This is a genomic window from Burkholderia sp. BE17 (assembly GCF_009362305.1).
Classification (GTDB): Bacteria; Pseudomonadota; Gammaproteobacteria; order Burkholderiales; family Burkholderiaceae; genus Burkholderia; species Burkholderia pyrrocinia_C.
Genome location: NZ_WHNU01000060.1, coordinates 23,248 through 44,423, shown reverse-complemented (window position 1 = coordinate 44,423; position 21,176 = coordinate 23,248). Strand labels below are relative to the sequence as shown.

The 21,176-nt window shown below is 61.9% G+C and carries 19 protein-coding genes and 1 pseudogene; 18 read left to right on the top strand and 2 right to left on the bottom strand.

The features are described 5' to 3' along the window. Nucleotides 1–486 precede the first annotated feature (486 nt). The 18 genes and pseudogenes from GD429_RS36610 (at nt 487) to GD429_RS36535 (ending at nt 18,963) form a co-directional block, all read left to right on the top strand. Nucleotides 487–1,053 (top strand): recombinase family protein, encoded by a 567-nt coding sequence (locus tag GD429_RS36610; RefSeq protein WP_152864660.1) that lies wholly within the window; start codon nt 487–489, stop codon nt 1,051–1,053. A 276-nt stretch (nt 1,054–1,329) separates the two neighbouring features. Beyond that, nucleotides 1,330–1,520 (top strand): annotated as a pseudogene (locus GD429_RS40820) (IS3 family transposase); the annotation flags it as partial. Between the two features lie 17 nt (nt 1,521–1,537). Then, a complete protein-coding gene (locus GD429_RS42235) occupies nt 1,538–1,717 on the top strand; it encodes an arginase family protein (RefSeq protein WP_415748976.1) in 180 nt (59 codons plus the stop codon). After that, nucleotides 1,714–1,857: a hypothetical protein gene (locus tag GD429_RS40815; protein WP_193727302.1), complete on the top strand. Its 144-nt coding sequence runs from the start codon at nt 1,714–1,716 to the stop codon at nt 1,855–1,857. Before GD429_RS42235 ends, GD429_RS40815 begins: the two co-directional genes overlap by 4 nt. Nucleotides 1,858–2,331: 474 nt before the next feature. Further along, nucleotides 2,332–3,507, top strand: a complete 1,176-nt coding sequence (locus GD429_RS36600) for a DUF937 domain-containing protein (RefSeq protein WP_152864635.1) — start codon at nt 2,332–2,334, stop codon at nt 3,505–3,507. A 381-nt stretch (nt 3,508–3,888) separates the two neighbouring features. Continuing rightward, nucleotides 3,889–5,100, top strand: coding sequence for a DUF937 domain-containing protein (locus GD429_RS36595; RefSeq protein ID WP_152864634.1), 1,212 nt, complete (start codon nt 3,889–3,891; stop codon nt 5,098–5,100). Nucleotide 5,101: 1 nt separating this feature from the next. Beyond that, the gene (locus GD429_RS36590) at nt 5,102–6,259 is read left to right on the top strand and encodes a polysaccharide biosynthesis/export family protein (protein WP_227792051.1); all 1,158 of its coding nucleotides are present in this window, start codon (nt 5,102–5,104) and stop codon (nt 6,257–6,259) included. An 80-nt stretch (nt 6,260–6,339) separates the two neighbouring features. Beyond that, nucleotides 6,340–7,464, top strand: a complete 1,125-nt coding sequence (locus tag GD429_RS36585) for a hypothetical protein (protein ID WP_152864632.1) — start codon at nt 6,340–6,342, stop codon at nt 7,462–7,464. 5 nt (nt 7,465–7,469) lie between these two features. Beyond that, entirely contained in the window at nt 7,470–8,258 is a 789-nt protein-coding gene (locus GD429_RS36580) for an ABC transporter permease (protein ID WP_152864630.1), read from the top strand. Continuing rightward, the gene (locus tag GD429_RS36575; RefSeq protein WP_152864628.1) at nt 8,255–8,959 is read left to right on the top strand and encodes an ABC transporter ATP-binding protein; all 705 of its coding nucleotides are present in this window, start codon (nt 8,255–8,257) and stop codon (nt 8,957–8,959) included. Before GD429_RS36580 ends, GD429_RS36575 begins: the two co-directional genes overlap by 4 nt. Next, nucleotides 8,956–10,287, top strand: a complete 1,332-nt coding sequence (locus GD429_RS36570) for a hypothetical protein (protein WP_227792045.1) — start codon at nt 8,956–8,958, stop codon at nt 10,285–10,287. Before GD429_RS36575 ends, GD429_RS36570 begins: the two co-directional genes overlap by 4 nt. A gap of 37 nt (nt 10,288–10,324) precedes the next feature. Then, nucleotides 10,325–11,362 carry a GDP-mannose 4,6-dehydratase gene (gmd, locus tag GD429_RS36565; protein ID WP_152864626.1) on the top strand — a complete coding sequence of 346 codons (1,038 nt, stop codon included), beginning with the start codon at nt 10,325–10,327 and terminating at the stop codon, nt 11,360–11,362. A gap of 117 nt (nt 11,363–11,479) precedes the next feature. Continuing rightward, the gene (locus tag GD429_RS36560; protein WP_152864624.1) at nt 11,480–11,779 is read left to right on the top strand and encodes a hypothetical protein; all 300 of its coding nucleotides are present in this window, start codon (nt 11,480–11,482) and stop codon (nt 11,777–11,779) included. Between the two features lie 93 nt (nt 11,780–11,872). Further along, nucleotides 11,873–13,165: a capsule biosynthesis protein gene (locus GD429_RS36555; RefSeq protein ID WP_227792037.1), complete on the top strand. Its 1,293-nt coding sequence runs from the start codon at nt 11,873–11,875 to the stop codon at nt 13,163–13,165. After that, complete coding sequence (locus GD429_RS36550; protein ID WP_152864622.1) at nt 13,165–14,373, top strand: glycosyltransferase family 4 protein; 1,209 nt, start codon at nt 13,165–13,167, stop codon at nt 14,371–14,373. Before GD429_RS36555 ends, GD429_RS36550 begins: the two co-directional genes overlap by 1 nt. After that, the gene (locus tag GD429_RS36545) at nt 14,370–16,307 is read left to right on the top strand and encodes a capsular biosynthesis protein (RefSeq protein ID WP_227792035.1); all 1,938 of its coding nucleotides are present in this window, start codon (nt 14,370–14,372) and stop codon (nt 16,305–16,307) included. Before GD429_RS36550 ends, GD429_RS36545 begins: the two co-directional genes overlap by 4 nt. Nucleotides 16,308–16,345: 38 nt before the next feature. After that, the gene (locus GD429_RS36540; protein ID WP_152864620.1) at nt 16,346–17,776 is read left to right on the top strand and encodes a mannose-1-phosphate guanylyltransferase/mannose-6-phosphate isomerase; all 1,431 of its coding nucleotides are present in this window, start codon (nt 16,346–16,348) and stop codon (nt 17,774–17,776) included. 92 nt (nt 17,777–17,868) lie between these two features. Further along, entirely contained in the window at nt 17,869–18,963 is a 1,095-nt protein-coding gene (locus tag GD429_RS36535; RefSeq protein WP_152864617.1) for a porin, read from the top strand. A 47-nt stretch (nt 18,964–19,010) separates the two neighbouring features. On the opposite strand, the gene GD429_RS36530 is transcribed toward GD429_RS36535, so the two are convergent. Together GD429_RS36530 and GD429_RS36525 are read right to left on the bottom strand one after the other, a co-directional pair. Further along, nucleotides 19,011–20,372, bottom strand: coding sequence for a galactosyl transferase GMA12/MNN10 domain protein (locus tag GD429_RS36530; protein WP_152864615.1), 1,362 nt, complete (start codon nt 20,370–20,372; stop codon nt 19,011–19,013). Nucleotides 20,373–20,475: 103 nt separating this feature from the next. Further along, nucleotides 20,476–21,054 (bottom strand): recombinase family protein, encoded by a 579-nt coding sequence (locus GD429_RS36525; RefSeq protein WP_152864613.1) that lies wholly within the window; start codon nt 21,052–21,054, stop codon nt 20,476–20,478. Nucleotides 21,055–21,176: the final 122 nt, after the last annotated feature.

Genomic DNA, 21,176 nt, shown 5'->3' with positions numbered 1-21,176 from the left:
CCATGCGGTTTCCAGGGTCGAAACAATATCAAATTTCCGCGCAAATGTACGGACTGCAAACCAATCTGCGGCCCGCCTTCTGCCTTCTAGGAGCAGATTCAGGCAATGGGCCGTGCATGACGACCTCCGGCTTTCAGAAGTCACACTCGTGAGCTTCAAACTATATGAGATCGTTTCTTGCCCGTCCTCTTCAATGCCGTGGAACACCGAATCCGGGTCGCTCTCTTCTGGCGCCGCGCGACGTCAGCTCAACTTCTGCGAGTTGTATGAGAGGAAGACCAGTCAGGACGATGTGGCCCATGCGCATTGCCGGGCCGTCGTATCTGTTTTGAAAGGGCGACCGTAAGTATTAGAGTTCAGATAGAAATTTACTGAGAGGAAGTGCCGGAGAATCCTTACGTCGGTTACGTGTGCGCGGAGCTTCGTAAGACCTTGGCGCGACGCGAGCCAGGTCAGGAAGGGATTTTCCAATTCACCTATCCAACCATGTCATTCAATCGGCTAAAGATCGGGTATGCTCGGGTTTCCACCGAGGAGCAGCACTTGGACCTACAACTGACAGCATTGAAGGAGCGTGGATGCAGTACGGTGTTCTTCGACAAAGGGGTGTCCGGAGCCAGGTTTGATCGGCCCGGCCTGAATCAGGCATTCGAAGCGGTTGAGGGGGGCGGAACTCTCATGGTGTGGAGGCTCGACAGATTGGGGCGTTCACTGCCGCATTTGGCAGGCATCGTGGTGGAGCTTGAAAAGAAAAATGTCCGCTTGGTTTCTCTGAGCGAGCACATTGACACGGGCTCGACCACGGGCCGTTTTACGTTTCATATGCTTGCCGCGCTTGCCGAATTCGAACGCGGACTGATCAGTGAACGGACTCGAGCCGGGATGGCAGCGGCGCGCCAGCGCGGTAGCAACATTGGGCGCCCGGCTGGTATGAGCTCTAGGCAACGGGATGAGGCGCGTGCACTTCTCGAGATGTATCCGCCCGAGGAGGTCGCGAAGACGTTCAATGTCCATACCCGGACATTAAAACGGCATTTAAAAATTCCTGGATAGTTGTTGAAATACATAAAAGTCGGTAATTTCGCACATGGATTGCAAAGATTTAATACTATTGCCTTGGTTCATCCGATATGACGCAGATGCAGTTTCGAGCAATTATCGACGCGTGGCGCTTTAAAAGCGTCTGCAATTTCGGATGTCCGTGCCTCGAAAAAGCGTAGAGATTCTCCGGCCTTAGGGCGAGGGACGTGAACTGCTCTCGAAATCATGGACACGGAAGAGAGCGAGTGTTTCGGAGGCAATTTTCCCAATAGGAACGGGAGGTTGGCGATGAAGCATGAGCAATACTCGGTAGAGCGGGGCGTGGCCGCGCTCAAGCAAACTGACTTGGCCATGCCGGTGGCGAATCTAGTTCCGTGGCTTGGAATATTCGAGCCGATGTATAGCCGATCGAAGAAGCAGTATGCGGGCTTGGAATCGTACCGGCGCCGCAACTGAAGCAACTGCGGGATGGGAACGAGGGCGCAAGAAGCCGGCCATCGCGCGAGTCGTCGAGCCTGTTGGCGCGCGGCCGACCAATTTCACATTCGACGTCGGCGGGTTGGATCTTGCGTTCGCACCGGGCACCGGTATGCTCGTTCCGGCCAGCCTGTCGAGCGACCAAGCACAGCCGAACTCCGAGGGTACACGTCGCTCGATCAAGGCGTCGCGGACGTGATCGAGGTGGTATTCGCCTACGACTATCCAGACATCACCGCGCTCGCGGCCGCGGACGTGGCGAGCGAGCTAGTCCGCCTGTTCAGGCGGAGCGCGAACGCTACATGGGTTGAAGACGTCGACGATACGCGGCACGAATGAAAAACGCTCGAGGAAGCCTGTTTTTCAAGCATTGCTACGACCGAAAAAGAATGTCGGACGAGATCCCGTACTGTTCGCGCGTCATACGATGTTTGTACGGGCTCCGCGCAGCTGTTTCTTATTGCATTCCGCTACGAAGGCTCTCTATACTGAAGCTGTCTTCGCGATATGTTGCGACGACGATCATGATCCGCAGCATAGCGGAGCAGGGAATCCACTTCGAAATCGTCATGTGCCATCCCGCGGCACGATTCGGCGTTCCTCCCATTTGAAACGATAACTGTGCCCTCCTTTGCCGGGCGCGGCTTTCGTTCGCCATGTGCTCGGTTTGGCCGCGTGGTCACCGCCTGCCGCCCGCGCATTGATCCAGAAACGCTGCGCTCCGAGAGATCGTGAATTATTTCGTAATGCATAGTAAATGGCGATATCGAAAAAGAAAAAGGAAAGCTTCTCAACCGCAAGGAGAATCCGCGTATGGCGTATCCCGACGTGCTTCGGATGTTGCACAAGCTGATTGCAGCGCCGCTCATCGAACAGACGCCGCCCCTTCTCGGCGAAGCGGGAAGAGACGTCAGAGAGGCCGTGAACGCGCTGCTGCCGAATCTGCTCGCGGCTATCGTCCACCGGGGACTGTCTTGCCCTTCGGAAGCCACTGTATTGATGGATGTGCTCGACTCGCCTCGTCTCGATCCGACGCTGCCGCAAGCGAATCCGGCCAATTTCTTTTCCGGCGATAGAGTAACCGAATTGCACATGGCGGCAGGAACCGTGCTGCTCACCGAACTATTCGGGGATCGCATCCACGACATGGAGCGTGCCGCGGCAGATCTGGCGAACCTCAAACTAGGAAGCGGCAGGGTACTGCTCGCGATGGTTGCCCCGTTCGCTTTCGCCGTTCTCCGACATGCGTGGGTGACCAGTGAAGGGAGCACCGACCGTGGGTCCCTTGTCCGCCTTCTGCACGCTCAGCGGCACACTATTCATCCGGCCCTGCAGGAGCGCTTTTTGTCGGCGCTCGGCGTGCCATCCGCGGCAACCTGGCTCGAACTGACCGGTGATTTTGACGCGGCTCTGGTACGACCGGTCAGTGCATCCGCGCAAATGCGCCTGAACGAAAACAAGCGATGGAGTCGGGCGTTATGGTTGGTCCCGCTACCTTTGCTGGCCGTACTGCTCCTGCTCGCCTATTGCTCGCATCACACGCCTGGCCTAACTGAGAAGGCCGCGGCACCCGGCTTCGCGGCGTCGGACGTTCCCGCATCGTTGTCCCAACGGGCATCGTCCGCCACTGCAGCATCGACCGCTTGCGAATTCGACAACGCCTCTGAACCCGCGGCGAGTTCGCTTGAAAGCGTGAAGTCGCAGCGGGCACGGCACCGCCTTTGCTCGATGCTCGCTTTGGTTATGCCCGTGCCGCGCTGCCCGACGATTTCAAGCAGACCGCTTCGGAACGGGGGCCTTACGCGAAGGCCCGTTGCGCATCAGTCGCTGCGCTCGTCGCGCCATCATTCGCGTGCGCATTTATGTCAACATGCCGAAATAATGAACGACGCAACTATCGATTGCGCGAACAACTTTTGCAGGCAGCATCGCCCCGGACAGGCATTGATTGAAGCGCCGCCAGTGCCCGTGCGTAATGCGATGTCATAATGTACCGCCTGTATTTTTTTGTTGTTGCATTTCGTAGTAAAGACACCCTATACTTGAATCGCTCATCACGGCGTCTCGTGTGTGCCCATTATGATCCGCAGCATAGCGGAGCAGGGAATCCACCTCGAAATCGTCATGTGCCGTCTCGTGGCACGACTCGACGAATCATCCCGTTAAAACCCTTGATGTGACCGATTTCCATCGGTCGCGTTTCGCTCGTCCATACGCATATTTCGTGCGTGTGGTGGTCCACTGCCGTCTGTTAAATGGATTTATTTCCGGACCTTGTGCGCCGGTAATCGATGTATTCGTTTTGAATTTCGGATTCGAATGAAATAGTAATAAAAATAATTTATACGCCACCGCAAGGAGAAACTGTGTATGACGTACGCCGATATTCTTCGGAAATTGCATAACCTGATTGCGACACCGATCGGTGAACAGGCCCCTCTGTTTCTCGGAGAGGCGAAGAGCGATGTGAAGGATGCAGTCGATTCGCTTTTGCCGAATCTACTTGCGGCAATCGTCCACCGGGGGCTGGCCACCCTCTCGGGTGCCGATGCGCTCACGGCCGTGCTCGACTCGCCGCGGCTGGATCGGTCGCTGGTGCGTACGAATCCGGACAATTTCTTTTCGGGCGGCGTTGTAACGGAAACCAACATGAAGGCCGGCTCGGCATTGCTCGCCGAATTGTTCGGCGACCGAATCCCCGCCATGGGCCACGCCGTGGCGAGTATGGGCCACCTCAAGCTGGAAAGCGGTCACGCGCTGCTTGCGATGGTCGCGCCGTTTACGTTCGCTGTTCTTCGGCATGCGTGGATCACGGGTCCCGACGGCGCGAACCGGGCCTCGCTTGTAGGCCTTCTGCGCGCCCAGCGGCAGGCAATTCACCCCAGGCTGCAGGACCGATTCCTGTTGGCGCTGGGCATTCCGTCTGCCGTGGCGTGGCTCGACTCGACCCTGGAGTCACAGGCGGCAGCGACGGGCCTCGTTACAGCGGCGCCCCCGCCGGACGACGATGAAGGCAGCCACCGACATCGCGCGTGGTGGGTGATCCTGCTGTTGTTGCTCGTGCTCGCGGTCTTGCTGACCGTTGCCTATTGCACCAATCGTCTCCCGGGTACAGCGGACAAGACAGCGGCTACCCCGAGTCCGGTGGTGTTGGTGACGCCGGCATCGTCGCCTGAACCGGCTTCTTCCGCGCCTGCGTCGGCCGCTTCTGCAGCAGGCGCCGCGTCCGAACCCGCAGCGGCACCGAAGCCGGTGCCTGCTGCCGCGGCTCCGTTGCTCGAAGTGCACTTCGGATACGCCCGTGCCGCGTTACCCGTCGATTTCGCGCAGACGGCCTCGGCATGGATCGCGTACGCCAAAGATCACGCGAATGCTAGGTTCGAGGTGTTTGGGTTCGCAGACAACACAGGCGAGCCGGCTTTCAACGCGCGGCTGGCGGGCCGTCGTGCGGAGGCAGTCATGGCGGCACTGATCGCGGCGGGAGCCGGCAAGGCGCAACTGACCAAAGGGGCGTCTCAAGTCGTGAGCGAGACCACCGACGCAGCCGCGGCCCGGCGCGCCGAGGTACGACCGAAACCGTGATATGCATACTCGATCCATGTTTCGAGCGGGCGTGCTTGCCGGGTCGTTGGCCTGCGGAGCGTGTGCGCTGGCGCCCACCGACGGTCCGGCAACAAGCGACATCGTCGCCGAGCAGCAGTCGCGGGCGCGCATCAAGGTGGTCGACCTGACGCCGGACGCCGTTGGGCGGATGCGCGTGCGCGACACACGTCGCACCTTCGCCGACCACTTCACGCCAGCCCGGCCACGCAGCGACGTGCTGGGGCGTGGCGACATCGTGGCCATCACGATCTGGGAGGCTCCGCCGGCGACGCTGTTCGGCAGCGTGGACACGACCGGTTCGATGGCGCCGGCCGCGGCGAAAGCCACCGCGTTGCCGGAGCAGACGATCGATTCGAACGGCAGGTTGATCGTGCCGTTCGCCGGTAGCATCGGCGCGGCCGGCATGACGGTTCCCGAGCTCGAATCGACGATCGTGAGCCGGCTGAAGTCGAAGGCGAACGAACCGCAGGTGCTGGTTCGCATCGTACGCAACGCGACGGCGGACGTGACGGTAGTAGGCGATGTCGGCAGCAGTATGCGCGTGCCATTGACGCCCAAAGGTGAGCGTTTGCTCGACGCCCTCGCGGCAGCCGGTGGTGTGCGGCAACCGGTGAACAAGGTGACGGTGCAGATCACGCGGGGCACGCAGGTGTTTTCGATGCCGCTCGATGCGGTGATCCGCGATCCGCGCCAGAACATCGCGCTGCAGGCGGGCGATGTGGTCACGGCGCTCTACCAGCCGGTCAGCTTCATGGCGTTCGGCGCGACGGGCAAGAACGAGGAGATCGGTTTCGAGGGGCAGGGCATCTCGCTCGCGCAAGCGCTGGCGCGCTCCGGTGGCCTGCTCGATTCGAGAGCCGATGCGCGCGGTGTGTTCGTATTTCGTCTCGAAGACGTGGCGGCACTGGCCGTTCCGCGAGACGAAACCATGCCTGTCACCGCCGATGGGCGTGTGCCCGTGGTGTACCGAATCGACATGAAAGACCCGGCCAGCATGTTCATCGCGCAGCAGTTTCCAATGCACGACAAGGACATGCTCTACGTGTCGAATGCGCCCGTGGCCGACATCCAGAAACTGGCCAACCTGTTCTATACGGTCGTATTTCCCGCGGTCAGCGTCGGCACGCAGTTCCGTTAGGCGGAGGCAACGGCATGGACATATCGGTCGGTCTTTCCGCGCAAGGCTCCCAAAGAACATACAGGTGGAATCCCAGCAAGATGCCGCGTTCGACTTCTTACAGGCTCACGCCCGCAAAGCTGCTGTTCGTGCTCACGGTCGTCATTCCGGTGACGATCGCGGCCGTCTACTACGGCTTCGTCGCAGCCGACGTCTACGTGTCGGAAAGCCGCTTCGTCGTCCGTAGCGAACAGCGCCAGCCGGGCGGTTCGCTGCTCGGTTCCTTCCTCGCGGAGAGCAGTCTGGGCCGCGCGCAGGACGATGCCTGGATCGTGAACGACTACGTCCTCTCGATGGATGCGCTCAAGATCCTCGACCACGAAATCCAGCTTCGCAAACGTGTGGGCGATCCTCACGGAGACATCGTCAGCCGCTTTCCGCAGTTCGGCAGCGCGGATGCGACATACGAGAAATTCCTCGACTACTATCGGGACCGTATCGTCGCCGTGGTCCACGACAGCACGACCAGTATCACGACACTCAGGACCTCGGCCTTCGATCCGCGTTCGGCGCGTGATATCAACGAGCATCTGCTGACGATGAGCGAGGCGCTCGTCAACGAACTCAATCGGCGTGCGCGCCAGGACGAGATGCAGTACGCGTCCGCGATGGTCCAGGAGGCCCAGGACCGCGTGAAGTCGGCGGCACTTGCATTGAGCGAATACCGCATGAGCTACGCCGTATTCGATCCGGACCGGCAGTCCGCCCTGCAACTGCAACTGGTCGGCAAGCTGCAGGACGAGATGCTGGCTACCCGTGCGAGGCTTGCCGAGGTCGAATCGCTGTCTCCCGACAATCCGCAGATACGGCCGCTGAAAACCCGTATCGCGGCAATCGGATACGAGATGGCCGCGGTCTCCACCCAGGTGATGGGTAGGGGCGACGGCAGCTTCGCGGCAAGGAGCCGCGAGTTCGAGCGCCTGAGCATCGAGAAGCAGTTTGCCGAGCGACAGCTCGCAAGCGCGCTCGCATTGCAGGAGCAGGCCCGCAGCGAGGTGGCGAAAAAGCAGCTCTATATCGCACGTGTCGTGCAGCCGCGTCTGCCCGATGCGGCTGAAGAGCCGAAACGCCTGCGCGCCGTGCTCATCGTGCTGACGATGGGGCTCGTGACTTGGGGGCTGCTTGCGCTGCTGCTTTCCGGTATCCGTGAACACACGCTCGAGTGATGCCCATGCTCGCCACTCCGTTCCGCGACTCCCTGGCCATTCAAACGCGCGTCATCGCGGCGTTGTTCATGCGCGAGATCATCACGCGCTTCGGAAGGCACAACATCGGCTTTTTGTGGTTGTTCGTCGAACCCATGACGTTCACGCTTGGCATTGCAGGCCTGTGGTACATCACGCGGTCCACGCACGGTCACCACGTTCCGATCGTGGAATTCGCGCTGACCGGCTATTCGACCGTCCTGCTGTGGCGCAACTGCGCAACGCGCTGCGTGGGCGGTCTCACGCCCAATCTCAGCCTGCTGTTCCATCGCAACGTGAAGCCAATCGACGTCTTCCTTGCCCGCATCCTGCTGGAAGTGGCGGGCGCGACCTGTTCCTTTTACGTTCTCGCCATCGTGTTTTATGTGACGGGGCTGTCGGAGCTGCCTCAGCATGCCGGTCGCGTGATCGCCGCGTGGTTGTTGACCACGTATCTTTCCGCGGGGCTCGGCGTATTCGTGGGCGCGGTCAGCGAACTTTCCGAAATGGTGGAGCGCGTGTGGCACACCGTCACGTATCTGCTGTTTCCGTTTTCGGGCGCGGTATTCATGGTGGACTGGCTGCCCCCTGCCGCACGCGACGCGGTGCTGTTGCTGCCGTGGGTACATGGCGTCGAAATGCTGAGAAGCGGTTTTCTCGGCGAGGGTTACACGTGGCACTACAGCGTGGCCTACATGGTGACGGTCTCGTCGTTCCTGTTCCTCGCCGGGCTGATGGTCCTGCGGCTCGTTCATCGACGCGTGGAGGCGGGATGATCCAGCTCGACGGCGTGACGAAGATCTATCCGGCCCGCGGCGGGAAGAAGGTGGTTCTCGACGACGTTAACTTCGTGCTCGAAAGAGGGCAGAAGATCGGCATTCTCGGCCCAAACGGTGCCGGCAAGTCCACGTTGATCCGCCTGTTGGCGGGCGTCGAGCAGCCGTCAAGGGGGGCCATCCGCCGTCATATGAGCCTTTCATGGCCGCTCGCGTTCGGCGGCGCTTTCCAGAGCAGCCTGACCGGGCTCGACAACCTGCGCTTCATCTCGCGGGTGTACGGCTGCGACGAAGCGAAGATGCGAGCATTCGTCGACGAGTTTTCCGGACTGGGCCGCTACCTGCGCGAACCGATCAAGGTCTACTCCAGCGGCATGCGCGCCCGGCTCGCGTTCGCGTTGTCGATCGCGGTGGAGTTCGATTGCTTTCTGATCGACGAGGTCATCGCGGTGGGCGACCAGCAGTTTCAGGAGCGTTGTCGCGAGGAGCTGTTCGTCAAGCGCGGCGACCGTTCGATGATCCTCGTCTCGCACGACCCCAATCTCATTCGTCAGCATTGCACGCTCGCGGCTGTGCTGAACGCGGGAAAACTGACCGTCTGCGATTCGGTGGACGAGGCCTGGGCGCGATATTGCGGCCAGCCTGTCAAGGAAACGGCAACCGGAGACGGTGCCGACACTACAAATCAACCGGGGGAATGAGGGTGAAAGGCGACAAGCCAAAACTCGCTATGATCAGTACGTACGACGAACTGTGCGGCATCGCCAGTTATGCGCGTGCCATCGTGCGGCAGCTGTCACCGTGGTTCGACATCACGGTGTTCGACCTCGACCAGTACGTGTTCCGTCACCGCAGCCGCCGGATACGCAAGATGGCCAATCTGGAAATCGAGCGCATCTGCAAGGAGCTGAAGAAGTTCGATTGCGTCAATGTCCAGCTCGAACACGGCATATTCGGGCGCAACAAGCGCGATGCGTACCGGCGTATCTGCCGGATCATCGCGGCGGCGCCGCAGCTGTGCATCACGTTCCACACCGTGTTCGAGAGCGAGGGGACCAACTGGAAAGCCGTGCGCGCCATGCTGCGGGAGTTTCAGCTGGGCAAGGCGTGGTCGGAGATGATCGGCTCGCGGCAGGAAAGCAGTCTGCTCGGGCAGGGCATCTACAGCGCCATCCGGCGTGCGCAGTGGCGCAAGAATGTGAGCGTCGTGGTTCATACACGACGCGAGGCGAAGACGATGAAGCTCGTGGAGCGCATCTCGCACGTCCACGATCATCCGCTTGCCTACTACTCCGACGCGGACGCACAGGGTTACACGGCCAAGGCGACGCGCGACAGTTTTCCGTTGCTCCAAAGTCTCGGCAAGGACGACGTGCTGCTCGGCTGCTTCGGATTCACCGGCAGCTACAAGGGAATCGACACGGCGCTGCGCGCGCTGCACCTGCTTCCCGACAACTATCACCTCGCCATTTTCGGTGGCGTGCATCCCGAGGCGATCCAGCAGGGCGTGCCGCTCGATCCCTACATCGCGGAACTACTCAGGATCGTGAGCCCGGGGCGCAACTGGCTCGATGACATCGGAGCCGGGCACGGCAAGGCGATCAGTCTCACCACGTCGGTGGACGATCTGCTGCGCCTCGCCCGCACACGTCATGTTTCGGATATCTCGCGCCGCACCCATTTCATGGGACCGATGAGCGACGACCAGTTTCCGCATGCCATGGCGGTATGCGATGCGGTGCTGCTGCCTTACCTGGAAGTGGGGCAGTCTGCTTCCGGGCCGATGTCGATGGCGGTCAATCTGAACCGTCCCGTCATCGCGACACGCACGAAGACGTTCATGCAGTTTTCGCGCTACTACCCGGGCCGTGTCGAACTCTTCGACATAGGCAACTACCTGCAGCTCAGCCAGATCATCGAAGCGGGCGCGTTCAGAGGGATAAGCGCACAGCGCATGGAGAACCAGCCGGACACGTCGACCAACGTCGAGACGTACCGCAAGGCGTTGTTCTCAACGTCGGCAACGTGAAGCGGCAAACACATATCAACGCGACAGGGAGAGCGCAATGGAACGCAGGGCAATCGTGACGGGTGTGAGTGGCCAGGATGGCGCGTATCTGGCGAAGCTGCTGCTCGAGAAGGGTTACAAGGTGTTCGGCACGTATCGCAGAACGAGCTCGGTGAATTTCTGGCGCCTGGCGGAACTGGGTGTTGAAACACATCCGCGGCTCGAGCTCGTCGAGTACGACATCACGGACCTCGGCGCCAGCGTGCGCCTGCTGCAAAAGACCTGTGCCGACGAGGTCTACAACCTCGCGGCACAGAGCTTCGTCGGCGTGTCGTTCGAGCAGCCGGTCACCACCGCGGAAATCACCGGCGTCGGTCCGCTGAATCTTCTCGAAGCGGTTCGCGTTGCGCGTCTCGAAGCGCGTTTCTACCAGGCCAGCACGTCGGAGATGTTCGGGCACGTGCAGGCCGTGCCGCAAACCGAGAGCACACCTTTCTATCCGCGCAGTCCCTATGGCGTGGCCAAGCTTTTTGCTCACTGGATGACAGTCAATTATCGCGAGAGCTACAACCTCTTCGCGTCCAGCGGGATTCTCTTCAATCACGAGTCGCCGCTGCGCGGGCGCGAGTTCGTCACGCGCAAGGTGACGGATTCTTTCGCGAAGATGCGGCTCGGCAAGCTCGACGTGCTCGAACTCGGCAACCTCGATGCAAAGCGCGACTGGGGTTTCGCACAGGAGTACGTGGAAGGGATGTGGCGCATGCTCCAGGCCGGTCGTCCGGATACCTACGTTCTCGCCACCAATCGCACCGAGACGGTGCGTGACTTCGTCACGCTGGCGGCCCGTGCCGCGGGTTTTCGCCTCGAGTGGGAAGGCCGGGCACAGAAGGAAGTGGGCATCGACGCGGGAACGGGCCGCGTCGTCGTGCGCGTGAATCCAAGGTTCTACCGTCCGGCGGAAGTCGATCTGCTCATTGGCGACGCGACGAAGGCCGAACGTGAACTCGGCTGGAAGCCGACGACGACGCTCGAACAGTTGTGCCAGATGATGGTCGACGCCGACATCCGGCGCAACGAAAACGGGTACTCGTTTTGATGTTTGCTTCGTCCGCCTGAGCGTGGTAGGGCCGATCGAAACGGCCGTGTTCGTGACAGGCAGTGGCGCATGTCGTTGCGCGGAAGTTCCATCCGACTCGATAACTTTGGGATTCCTATGAATACGATTTTTGTGCTTACGCTGAAAACCGTGCTGCTTACGGTGGTCATGTATCTCTCGGTGAGCGCGTTGGGATGCTCGCCCATCGTGTCCATGGTGCTGGCGTCGATTCCGCTCGTATTCATGATGCTCAGCGTCTATACCGGGTTCGCCTTTAGGCTGGTGGCCTTCGTCTTTCTGGTTGCCTGTGCCAAGACCTTGATCGTAGGCGAAAACATCACGGCCAAGCAGGCGACCAATGCGTTGAGGGGCGCGGCGGGCGAAGTCAATGAAACGCTTCGTGCCGTCAGGCCCTGAGAAACGCGTTCGCGAGCGTGCAGCGCCAATGCGGCGATTCCTTCGTTGGGGACGAGCGAGATGATTCCGGGCGGTTGGTCGTATTTCGAAGACATGAACGTCCTGCTGCTGCAGGGACCGGTAGGACCGTTCTTCCGGCGCTTGTCGAAGCGCTTGGAGGCCGCGGGCGCGCACGCTGTTTACAAGGTCAACTTCAACGCCGGCGACTGGCTGTTCTTTCCGATGCGATCGGTCAACTACACCGGATCTCGGGCCGACTGGCCCGTCTTCCTCGACACGTTCCTCGAACAGAAGAAGATCGACGCGGTACTCCTGTTCGGCGATTGCCGCGCTTACCACGAAATGGCAGCGGGATTGGCCCGACTGCGTTCGATCGAAGTTTGGGTGTTCGAGGAAGGGTATGTGCGACCGGACTTCGTCACCATGGAGCGGGACGGCACAAATGGGCATTCGAAGGTTCCACGCAATGCCGGCTTCTACCAGTCCCTTGCTGATTGGCCGGACGAGCCGGAGCAACAGGTGGGCAACGTGTTCGTGTGGCTTGCGTTGTGGGGGGCACTGTACTTTCTGGCTGGTTCGTTCGGCGCTGCTCTCTTTCCGGATTACCGCCACCACCGGCGGTTTTCGCTTCTCGAAGCGCTCGTCTGGGTTCGCGCCGGCTGGCGCAAGCTCCTGTACGCAGCACTCGAGCGAAAAACGACACGCCTGCTCACCGATGCAATGAGCAAGCATTTTTTCCTGGTATCCCTTCAGACCGCGATCGATTCGCAGATTCGCGTTCATTCCCGTTTCGAGTCTATAGAGCCCTTCATACGCGAGGTCATCGCGTCCTTCTCGCGCCATGGGCCGCCCTCATGCGTGCTTGTGTTCAAGCATCATCCGCTGGACAGAGGACACAACGACTACGGCCGTTTCATCCAGCGGGTATGCGCGGAACATGGGATCACGGGCCGCGTGTTCTACATCCACGACCAGCATCTGCCGACGCTTCTCGCGCATGCGGCGGGGCTCGTCGTCGTGAACAGCACGGTCGGGCTGTCGGGTGTCCATCACGGGCTGGCCGTGAAAGCGCTCGGTGACCCCGTGTACGACATCGAAGGACTCGTCTTCAAGGGCGAGCTGGATGCGTTCTGGCAAGCTGCGGGCACCTTTGCTCCTGATATGGCGTTATACCGGCGTTTTCGTCGTTGGCTGATCGATCACACGCAGCTGAACGGCAGCTTCTATGCCGGCGATGTCGAGGGTGACGCGTCTTGCGGGGCGTCGCGGCCCGGTGAATCCGCGGCGGAGGCGGCGTGGCCGCTCGCGGCGCACCGGCACGCTGCCGTATCGACGGACAGCGACGATCCTCCCGTGGGCCTTTCGCCGGAAGAGGAGGCTGCCTGATGACAAACGCGACGGAGTGGGCCGGCACGGCGCCGTGTCCCTTGCGCCTCGATGTGACACGCCTCGTTTATCGTTGGGTGCGGGATATTCGCCCGACGGGCGTGGACCGGGTCGGGCTTGCCTATGTGCGCCGCTATGCCGAGCAGGCTCGGGCCATCGTGGCCATTCGCGGCGTACCCGTCGCACTGACACGCGGCGCGTCTTGTCGCTTGTTCCGGCTGCTGCTGGGGGCGAACGAGGGCGCCGGTCTGGCGGCACCGTCGTTGCGCGCGCTCGAGCGGGTATTGGAGGGAGCCAGCATGCCCCCCGACCCGCTCCTATGGCAGGGCCGGGAAACGGTTCTCCACACCGCCCACTCCGGTCTGGAATACAGCCGGTATTTTCGCGCGGCGTCGTCTGCGGGCGCGCGTACCGTGGTCATGGTGCACGACCTCATCCCGGTCACGCATCCGCACTATTGCCGGCCGGCCAGCGTACGGAAGCACGCGCTGAGAATGGCTACGACACTGCGCTTCGCTGCCGGAATCGTCACGAATTCGCAGGCCACGCTGCGCGCATTGACGGCATTCGCCGACGAAAACGGGCTGCCTATGCCGCCGACTGCGGTGGCAAGGCTTGGCGTGGACACGGTGCCTTTGCCGGTGTCGTCGAGTCGGAACATCGCTCGCCCCCATTTCGTGATGGTGGGCACCATCGAGCCCAGAAAGAACCACTGGTTCATTCTGCACCTATGGCGCGAACTCGTCGCCCGGTGGGGCAATGCCGTGCCACAACTCGTCATTGTCGGGCGGCAGGGATGGAAGTGCACCAACGAGCTCGACATGCTCAAGCAATGTCCGGAGCTGCAAGAGACCGTGGTCTATCTGCCGGATTGTTCCGACGCAACGATGCTCGCGCAGCTTCGTTCGGCTAGCGCCCTGCTGTTCCCTTCGTTCGTGGAAGGATACGGGTTGCCCATCGCCGAGGCGCTGTCCATGGGCGTGCCGGTGCTGGCCAGCAATCTCGCGGTGTTTCGCGAGATTGCCGGCGACGTGCCCGATTATCTCGATCCACTGGACGGAGCGGGGTGGCTTGCGCGCATCGACGCGTATGCCCAGCCGTACAGCAAGGACCGAGAGCGGCAGATGGCGCGCATGGCGGGGTTCCGAAAGCCGACTTGGCCGGCGCACTTTGCCGCGCTCGAAGCCTTTCTGGAGCGGCTCGCATGATGGTCGCGCGCGCGTATCGGCAAGTCGTGCGGCGAATGCGCCGCGCCCGACAGACGTACGTATGGAACGGGCCGGTTCAGGAAGGCTCGCACCCATCGCGCAAACGGCTGTCGTGGTTCGAAGTCCCGGTGGCAAGGTCGATTTCCGCATCGTTCCTCGAAGCATTGAACGATGCGCTGGACGAGAGCGGAAAACGCGCGTGTGAGGACGAATGGTGCGCGCTCATGAACCGGCTACTGGATGCGTATGTCGGTGCCGATTCGGGCCTGGAGCGATCCACACGGCGTACCGGCTCGCCTCATGGCAGCGCGGCAGTCGTTATCGTGGACGAACGCCTCTCGTTGCCCGATCCGTTCGCCTGCTCCCGCTGGGACCGACGCGCGGCGTTTCGCCGGCTATTGCGGGCGGCGAAGGACGCGCATCCCGGTCAGACGCCATGGATCGTTCGATCCGGTGATCGAGGAAGCGGCCCGTGGCTTTCCGGCACGGCGCTGACGCTATCGAACGACGCGTGTTTGACGACGCACGACGGGAGCTTTCATGCGTTGCTCCCGGAAGTGCGGCATGTGTACACGCTCGGCGCCACCGAGGGGTTATATGCGCTACTGCGCGGCGCCACGGTCCACGTCTTCGGCAGGCCATATTACGCGGGCTGGGGCCTGACCGATGATCGAGAGCCTCAGTACGGACGCCGCTCATCGCCAACACGGGAAGCGTTCTTTCACGCCGTTTTCGTCCGACTCGCGCACTACCTGGATCCGTCCTCGCATCGGGAGGGGGCGCTCGATGCAGTCGTCGCCAGCATGGAACTGCAGAACGAAGTCGCGCGACGGTACGGCGATATTCGATCGATCGCCGCGTGTGGATTCCAGTGGTGGAAGCGTCCGTTCATCAAGCCGTTCCTCGAGGGCGGGGCCGCGAAGAAAATCAGTTGGGTCAGGAAACCGTCCGGCGCCGTAGCGGAGCACCATATCGCCACGTGGGGCGCACGCGCAGTGCGGCATTCGCGCGGTACCGTGCCGCGACTTTTCATCGAGGACGGCTTTCTTCACTCGTGCGGCCTGGGCTCGGATCTGAGTGCGCCCTTCAGCCAGGTGATCGATCGCAGCGGCATTTATTTCGATCCTCACCGTCCTGGTGATCTTGCATCGCTGCTTAACCAGACGGTGTTCGACGATGCCGAACTGGCAAGGGCCAGGGCATTGCGTGAGCGTATCGTCGCGGCCGGACTGACCAAGTACAACCTCGGGCGCCGGCGTCCGACATGGACCGCACCGGCCGACGCACAGGTCGTGCTGGTCGCGGGACAGGTGGCCGACGATGCGTCTGTGCGCTTCGGTTGCCCCGGGATTCGGACGTCGGAAGCGTTGCTCCACGAAGTGCGCAAACGACGCCCCGCTGCGTGGCTCGTGTACCGGCCGCATCCTGACGTGCTCGCGGGCAATCGCAGGGGACTGATCGGGGATCCCGGGCTGGACGATGTCGTCGATGTGATCGATACGACGGCCGATATTGTGTCGCTGATCGACGCGGCCGACGAGGTCCACACGTTGACCTCGCTCGCAGGCTTCGACGCGCTCCTGCGAGGCAAGGAAGTCTTTACGTACGGCATGCCGTTCTACGCGGGCTGGGGACTCACCCACGATGCGATCAGCGGCATTCCCGCGCGGAACCGGCCGCTTACCCTCGACATGCTGACCGCCGGCGTGCTGTTGCGGTATCCCCTCTACTGGGACTGGGAGCTCGGCCGTTTCACCACGGCAGAGGCGATCGTCTGCCGACTCCGTGCACAGGCGCAACGATCCCGCTTCGCGATGCAACCCATGGCGCTGCGAGCCGTACGCAAGGCGTGGCGCTGGTCGCGCAACGTCGTCATTCATCTGGCGCAAGACGGAATCACCGGTTCGCGCGGCTCGCACGAGCGGTTTCCTTGAATTCACGACGGCTATTGGCCACAACAAAGGAGGGGTAAATGTCGATCTATCCAGTCATCCTCGCGGGCGGAAACGGAACCCGTCTGTGGCCGCTGTCGCGCGGCAGCTTTCCGAAGCAGTATCTGTCGCTCACCGGGGAGCAGAGCCTTCTGCAACAGACGGCGATGCGCGCGGCACAGCTTCCCGACACGGTCTCGCCGATCGTGATTGCGAACAGCGAACAACGCTTTCTCGTGACCGAGCAACTGCGACAGGCCGACATTGCGCCATTGGCCATCGCGCTGGAGCCGGTGGGGCGCAACACGGCGCCTGCCATCGCCGTAGCCGCGCTGCTGGCGCTGGAAGACTCGCCCGACGCGTTGCTGCTCGTCTTGCCGTCGGATCACGTCATTTCGGATGGCAGCGCGTTTGCCGATGCCGTCGGGCAGGCGTCGCGGGCCGCTGCGGAAGGCTATCTCGTCACGTTCGGCATACAGCCCACGGAGCCGCACACGGGATACGGCTATATCGCACGTGGCGCCCCCCTCGATGGACTGCAAGGCGTGTTTGCGGTCGACCGGTTCGTGGAGAAGCCCGACGCGGAAACGGCGAACGCTTTGCTTGCCGATGGCACCTATTTGTGGAACGGCGGCATGTTCATGATGAAGGCTTCCGCCTGCATCGAAGCGTTGCGCCGCTGGGAGCCGAAGCTCATGGCCGAAGCGGAAATGGCCTGGTGGCATGCCAATCGCGACGGGAAATACGTGTTTTTCGACGAGATGCACTTTGCTGCGTGCCCACGCATTTCGCTCGATCACGCGGTGATGGAGCGGACCGACCGGGCCGCCGTGGTGCTGGCCGATCGGATCGGATGGAGCGATATCGGCTCATGGAGCGCGCTGGCCGATCTCGCACCGGGAGACACGGACAACAATGTCCTCATCGGCGACGTGATAACGGAGGGCGCGTCGCGTTGCTATATCCGTGCGGAGAACCGGATGATCGCGGCCGTCGGCGTGGACGATCTGGTGATCATCGAAACCGCGGACGCGTTGCTCGTGGCCCGCCGCGACCGCGTGCAGGACGTCCGCAAGATCGTGGACGCGTTGAATGCTTCGGGCCGTGGCGAGTCCGTCACGCATCGACGTGTGGTTCGTCCATGGGGATCGTTCGAAGGCATCGATCGCGGCGACCGCTTTCAGGTGAAGCGGATCGTCGTGAATCCGTCCGCCCAGCTGAGCCTCCAGATGCACCACCACCGCGCCGAGCACTGGATTGTCGTCAAGGGAACCGCCCTCGTTACCAACGGCACGCAGCAGGTCATATTGAGCGAGAACGAGTCCACGTATATCCCGGTCGGGACGACGCACCGTCTCAGCAATCCCGGAAAGATTCCGCTCGAACTGATCGAGGTCCAGTCCGGGGCGTATCTGGGCGAGGACGACATCGTACGGCTCGAGGACACCTATGGCCGGGCCCCGGCAGCGTGACGTCGCGCATCGGACCGGCCGCGAAGGCTGACGGGGCGCGCGAGCCGGCCCCTGGTCCATTGAACGAAGGCTCGGTAATCTGGAGAACGCGAATGAAAAGACTGGTCTTGGCAAGTGTGGTTCTCAGCCTGCTCTCGTCGGTGTCTTATGCCCAGAGTAGTGTGACGCTCTATGGTCTCATTGACGAGGGTTTCGACTTTACCTCGAATGTCGGCGGGCGGAGGGCATATCAGATGGAAAGCGGTGTCCTGCAGGGCAGCCGATGGGGGCTGACCGGAACAGAAGACCTGGGGGGCGGCATGCAGGCGATCTTCCGGCTCGAGAACGGCTTCGACCTCAATAACGGGGCATTGGGCCAGGGGGGACGGATGTTCGGCCGACAGGCATACGTCGGGTTGAGTTCAGCTACGGCCGGCACGCTGACCATGGGGCGCCAATACGACTCCGTGGTGGACTACGTCGGACCGTTGACCGCCAATGGCAGCTGGGGTGGGGAGTTCTTCTCGCATCCGTTCGACAACGACAACACGAACAATTCCTTCCGCATCAACAACTCGATCAAATACGCGAGTCCTTCCTATGGCGGGTTGAGTTTCGGCGGACTCTATGGTTTCAGCAACGATCCCGGAGGCACGAAGACGAACCGTGCATGGAGCGCGGGCGGGTCATACAGCAACGGCCCGATCGTTATCGGCGCGGCGTATCTGAACGTCAACAAGCAGGCCAGGACGGCGTTTGGCGCGGTGACGGACGGCGATCCTTTCGCTACCGCCGGATGGCAACGCGTGGCGGCGGCGGGTGTCAACCTCACGCTTGGACAGCTCACGCTGGGTGGAGTCTTCTCATATACGAACGTTCACAACCTTGCCGGATTCTCTTCGATGATTTTCCGGAACTACGAGGTGAGTGCACGGTTTGCCATGACGCCGGCGTTTTCGCTGGGCGCGATGTATGACTACACGCACGTGAGGGAAGGCCTGCAGACGGGAAGCGTGGCAAAGGGACACTGGCACGAGGGCGGCGTGATGGCCGACTACGCGCTGTCGAAACGTACCGACGTATATGCGCAGGCCTTCTATCAGCGGGCGACCGGCGCGGCAGGCCCGGCATGGATCGTCGGCACCACGGGGGCCGCGTCGGGGGACCATCAGATTGCGGGGCGTGTCGGTATGCGGCACAGGTTCTAAGTGCAGCAGGGGACCAGGACGGCGGCGAGAATCGCCGCCGTATTTACTCAGCCGCAGCGGTCGTCGTGCTCCATCATCAGCGCGCGCATTTGCGTCCACATGCCGAAGTAATGAACGATGAAACTGTCGGGGCCGCGCATGAACCATGGCGTGTTGAACCGAAGCGGGCTGTCGATCAGGGCTTCGTGCAGCAGGTTGTGCTCACGCATGGCTTCGATGAAATGGAACTGATCGCCGTTTCCCGCGTAAACACCCGACCGATCGGGTAGCGCGGCGATACGCTGCATCAGTGCGGCCAGCATGGCCAGATTAGCCTCGGTGCGCCGAAACCCCATCACTCCCGCATTGAAGGGCCACTGGCCGATGTCTTTCGCGAGCAACTGCGTACGTTGCGCGAGCATCGGCTCCAGCGCACGGTCTTGATCGGCAACGAGGACGTCCGCATCGACCCAGATCACCCACTCGTGATGGGCCAGATAGGCGTGCAGCAGCCAGGGCTTGAGCCAGTTGCCGGTGCCCGCCAACCCCACTTCGTGCGGACTGTCGCGGTGCACGTGCAGCGTGTAACCGTGGCGTTCGCAGTAACGCTTGAAGCTGCGTTCGGCAATGCTTCCATAGCAAGCGATATCGGGCGTGTAGAGCGTGACGAGCGCAATTGGATGACCGGGCTGGAACGTGCTGCGCTCGGGCGAAGGCTCGGTATCGCTCGGGAGCGCGGTATCGAATAGCGGTTCGCCGTGCGACTGGCACCGGTTGACGTGGCCGAACAAGGTCTCCCGGAATCGCGGCACGACGCCGAGCTCGGGCGGTGAGTGCATCGCTGTGTCGAGGCTGATCGCGAACGTTGGCATCCGGCTCCAGCGCGGGTCGACATTCGGCCCGGCAGGCATGACCGCGCATAGGCTATCAATGGTTTCATACCACGGCAAAGCGGGAACCGCGTCGAGCAACCGCGTTTCGTCGATGAAGGGCTCGCCACCCAGCCGACAGCGTGCGGCAATCTCGCGTACGCGCGCGCGTATGGCGGGCGTATTGCGCCATACCTGCACGTTGTGCCGCAACGCTGAATCCGAGGTCGAGACGATCAGATGATCGCGTCCGGCCATCAGGCTGGGCAGCGCAACGGGCCGAACGATCGCGGCGTTCTCGGTGAGCAGCAGGACGAGATGCTTGTCGGCGGCAGCCTCGAGCGCGGCCAGCAGGGACTCGTAGCGGTGCAGTGCCTGCAGTTGCGGCCCCCGCGGACCGTCGCTCATGTCTACCCACTTGTGGCAATAGCCGTGGGTGGCCGCGTAGTGGCGATGATTGACGAGGCTTGCGCCTGCCGGCTCGGCGAAGCAGGAGATGACGGTGACGTCGCCGGAGCCGGTGGCCGCTAGCGCCGGCCGATACTGCACGGGCGCTGGCATCGGTCAGGCGACAACCAGGAACGTGCCGAACCGTTCGGCCGCAAAACATCGGGACAACTGCATATCGATTTCCTCGTTGGGATGGAGCCTGCGTGGTGAATGCTTAGTCGCTTCTGGGGTTCTGGGTTGCGCCGCGTTGCGGATGCACCGCCCGCCTGACTGTGCGTGGATGCACATTGAAACGGCGCGCGACTTCGCCGATCGGCGTCGTTTCGAGCAATGCAATGGCCTGATTGCGCTGGGCATCGGTCAGTGACGGTTTGCGACCGATCGTTCGGCCGCGCGCACGCGCGGCAAGAATGCCGGCCCGCGTACGTTCGCTGATCAGGTGATGCTCGAACTCCGACAGAGCCGCCATCATGTGGAACATCAACAGGCCGCCAGCCGATGTCGTATCGATCGACTCCGATAACGAAACAAATCCGATCCCGTGGCGTCCGAGCCACGCAATCAGGTCGATGAGCTTGCTGAGCGAGCGACCAAGCCGGTCGAGTCTCCAGACGACGAGCGTATCGCCCGCGGAAAGCCGCGCGAGGGCGCGATCGAGCCCCGGACGGCTGAATCCGATTCCCGACACCCCGCGGTCGGTGAAGAGCTTGGTGCAACCCGCGCGACGCAATGCGTCCTGCTGGAGGGCGAGATTCTGCTCCTCGGTGGATACCCGCGCATAACCCATTTTCATGACATACCTCCGGCAGACCGCGATATTGCGGCGGAGGAGTTAACGCGATTTAGCCGGCGCAGGTGATCCGTTGGCTTCGCATATGCATATTGCAGGAGTGTTAACAACGCAGCGGGAGGGCG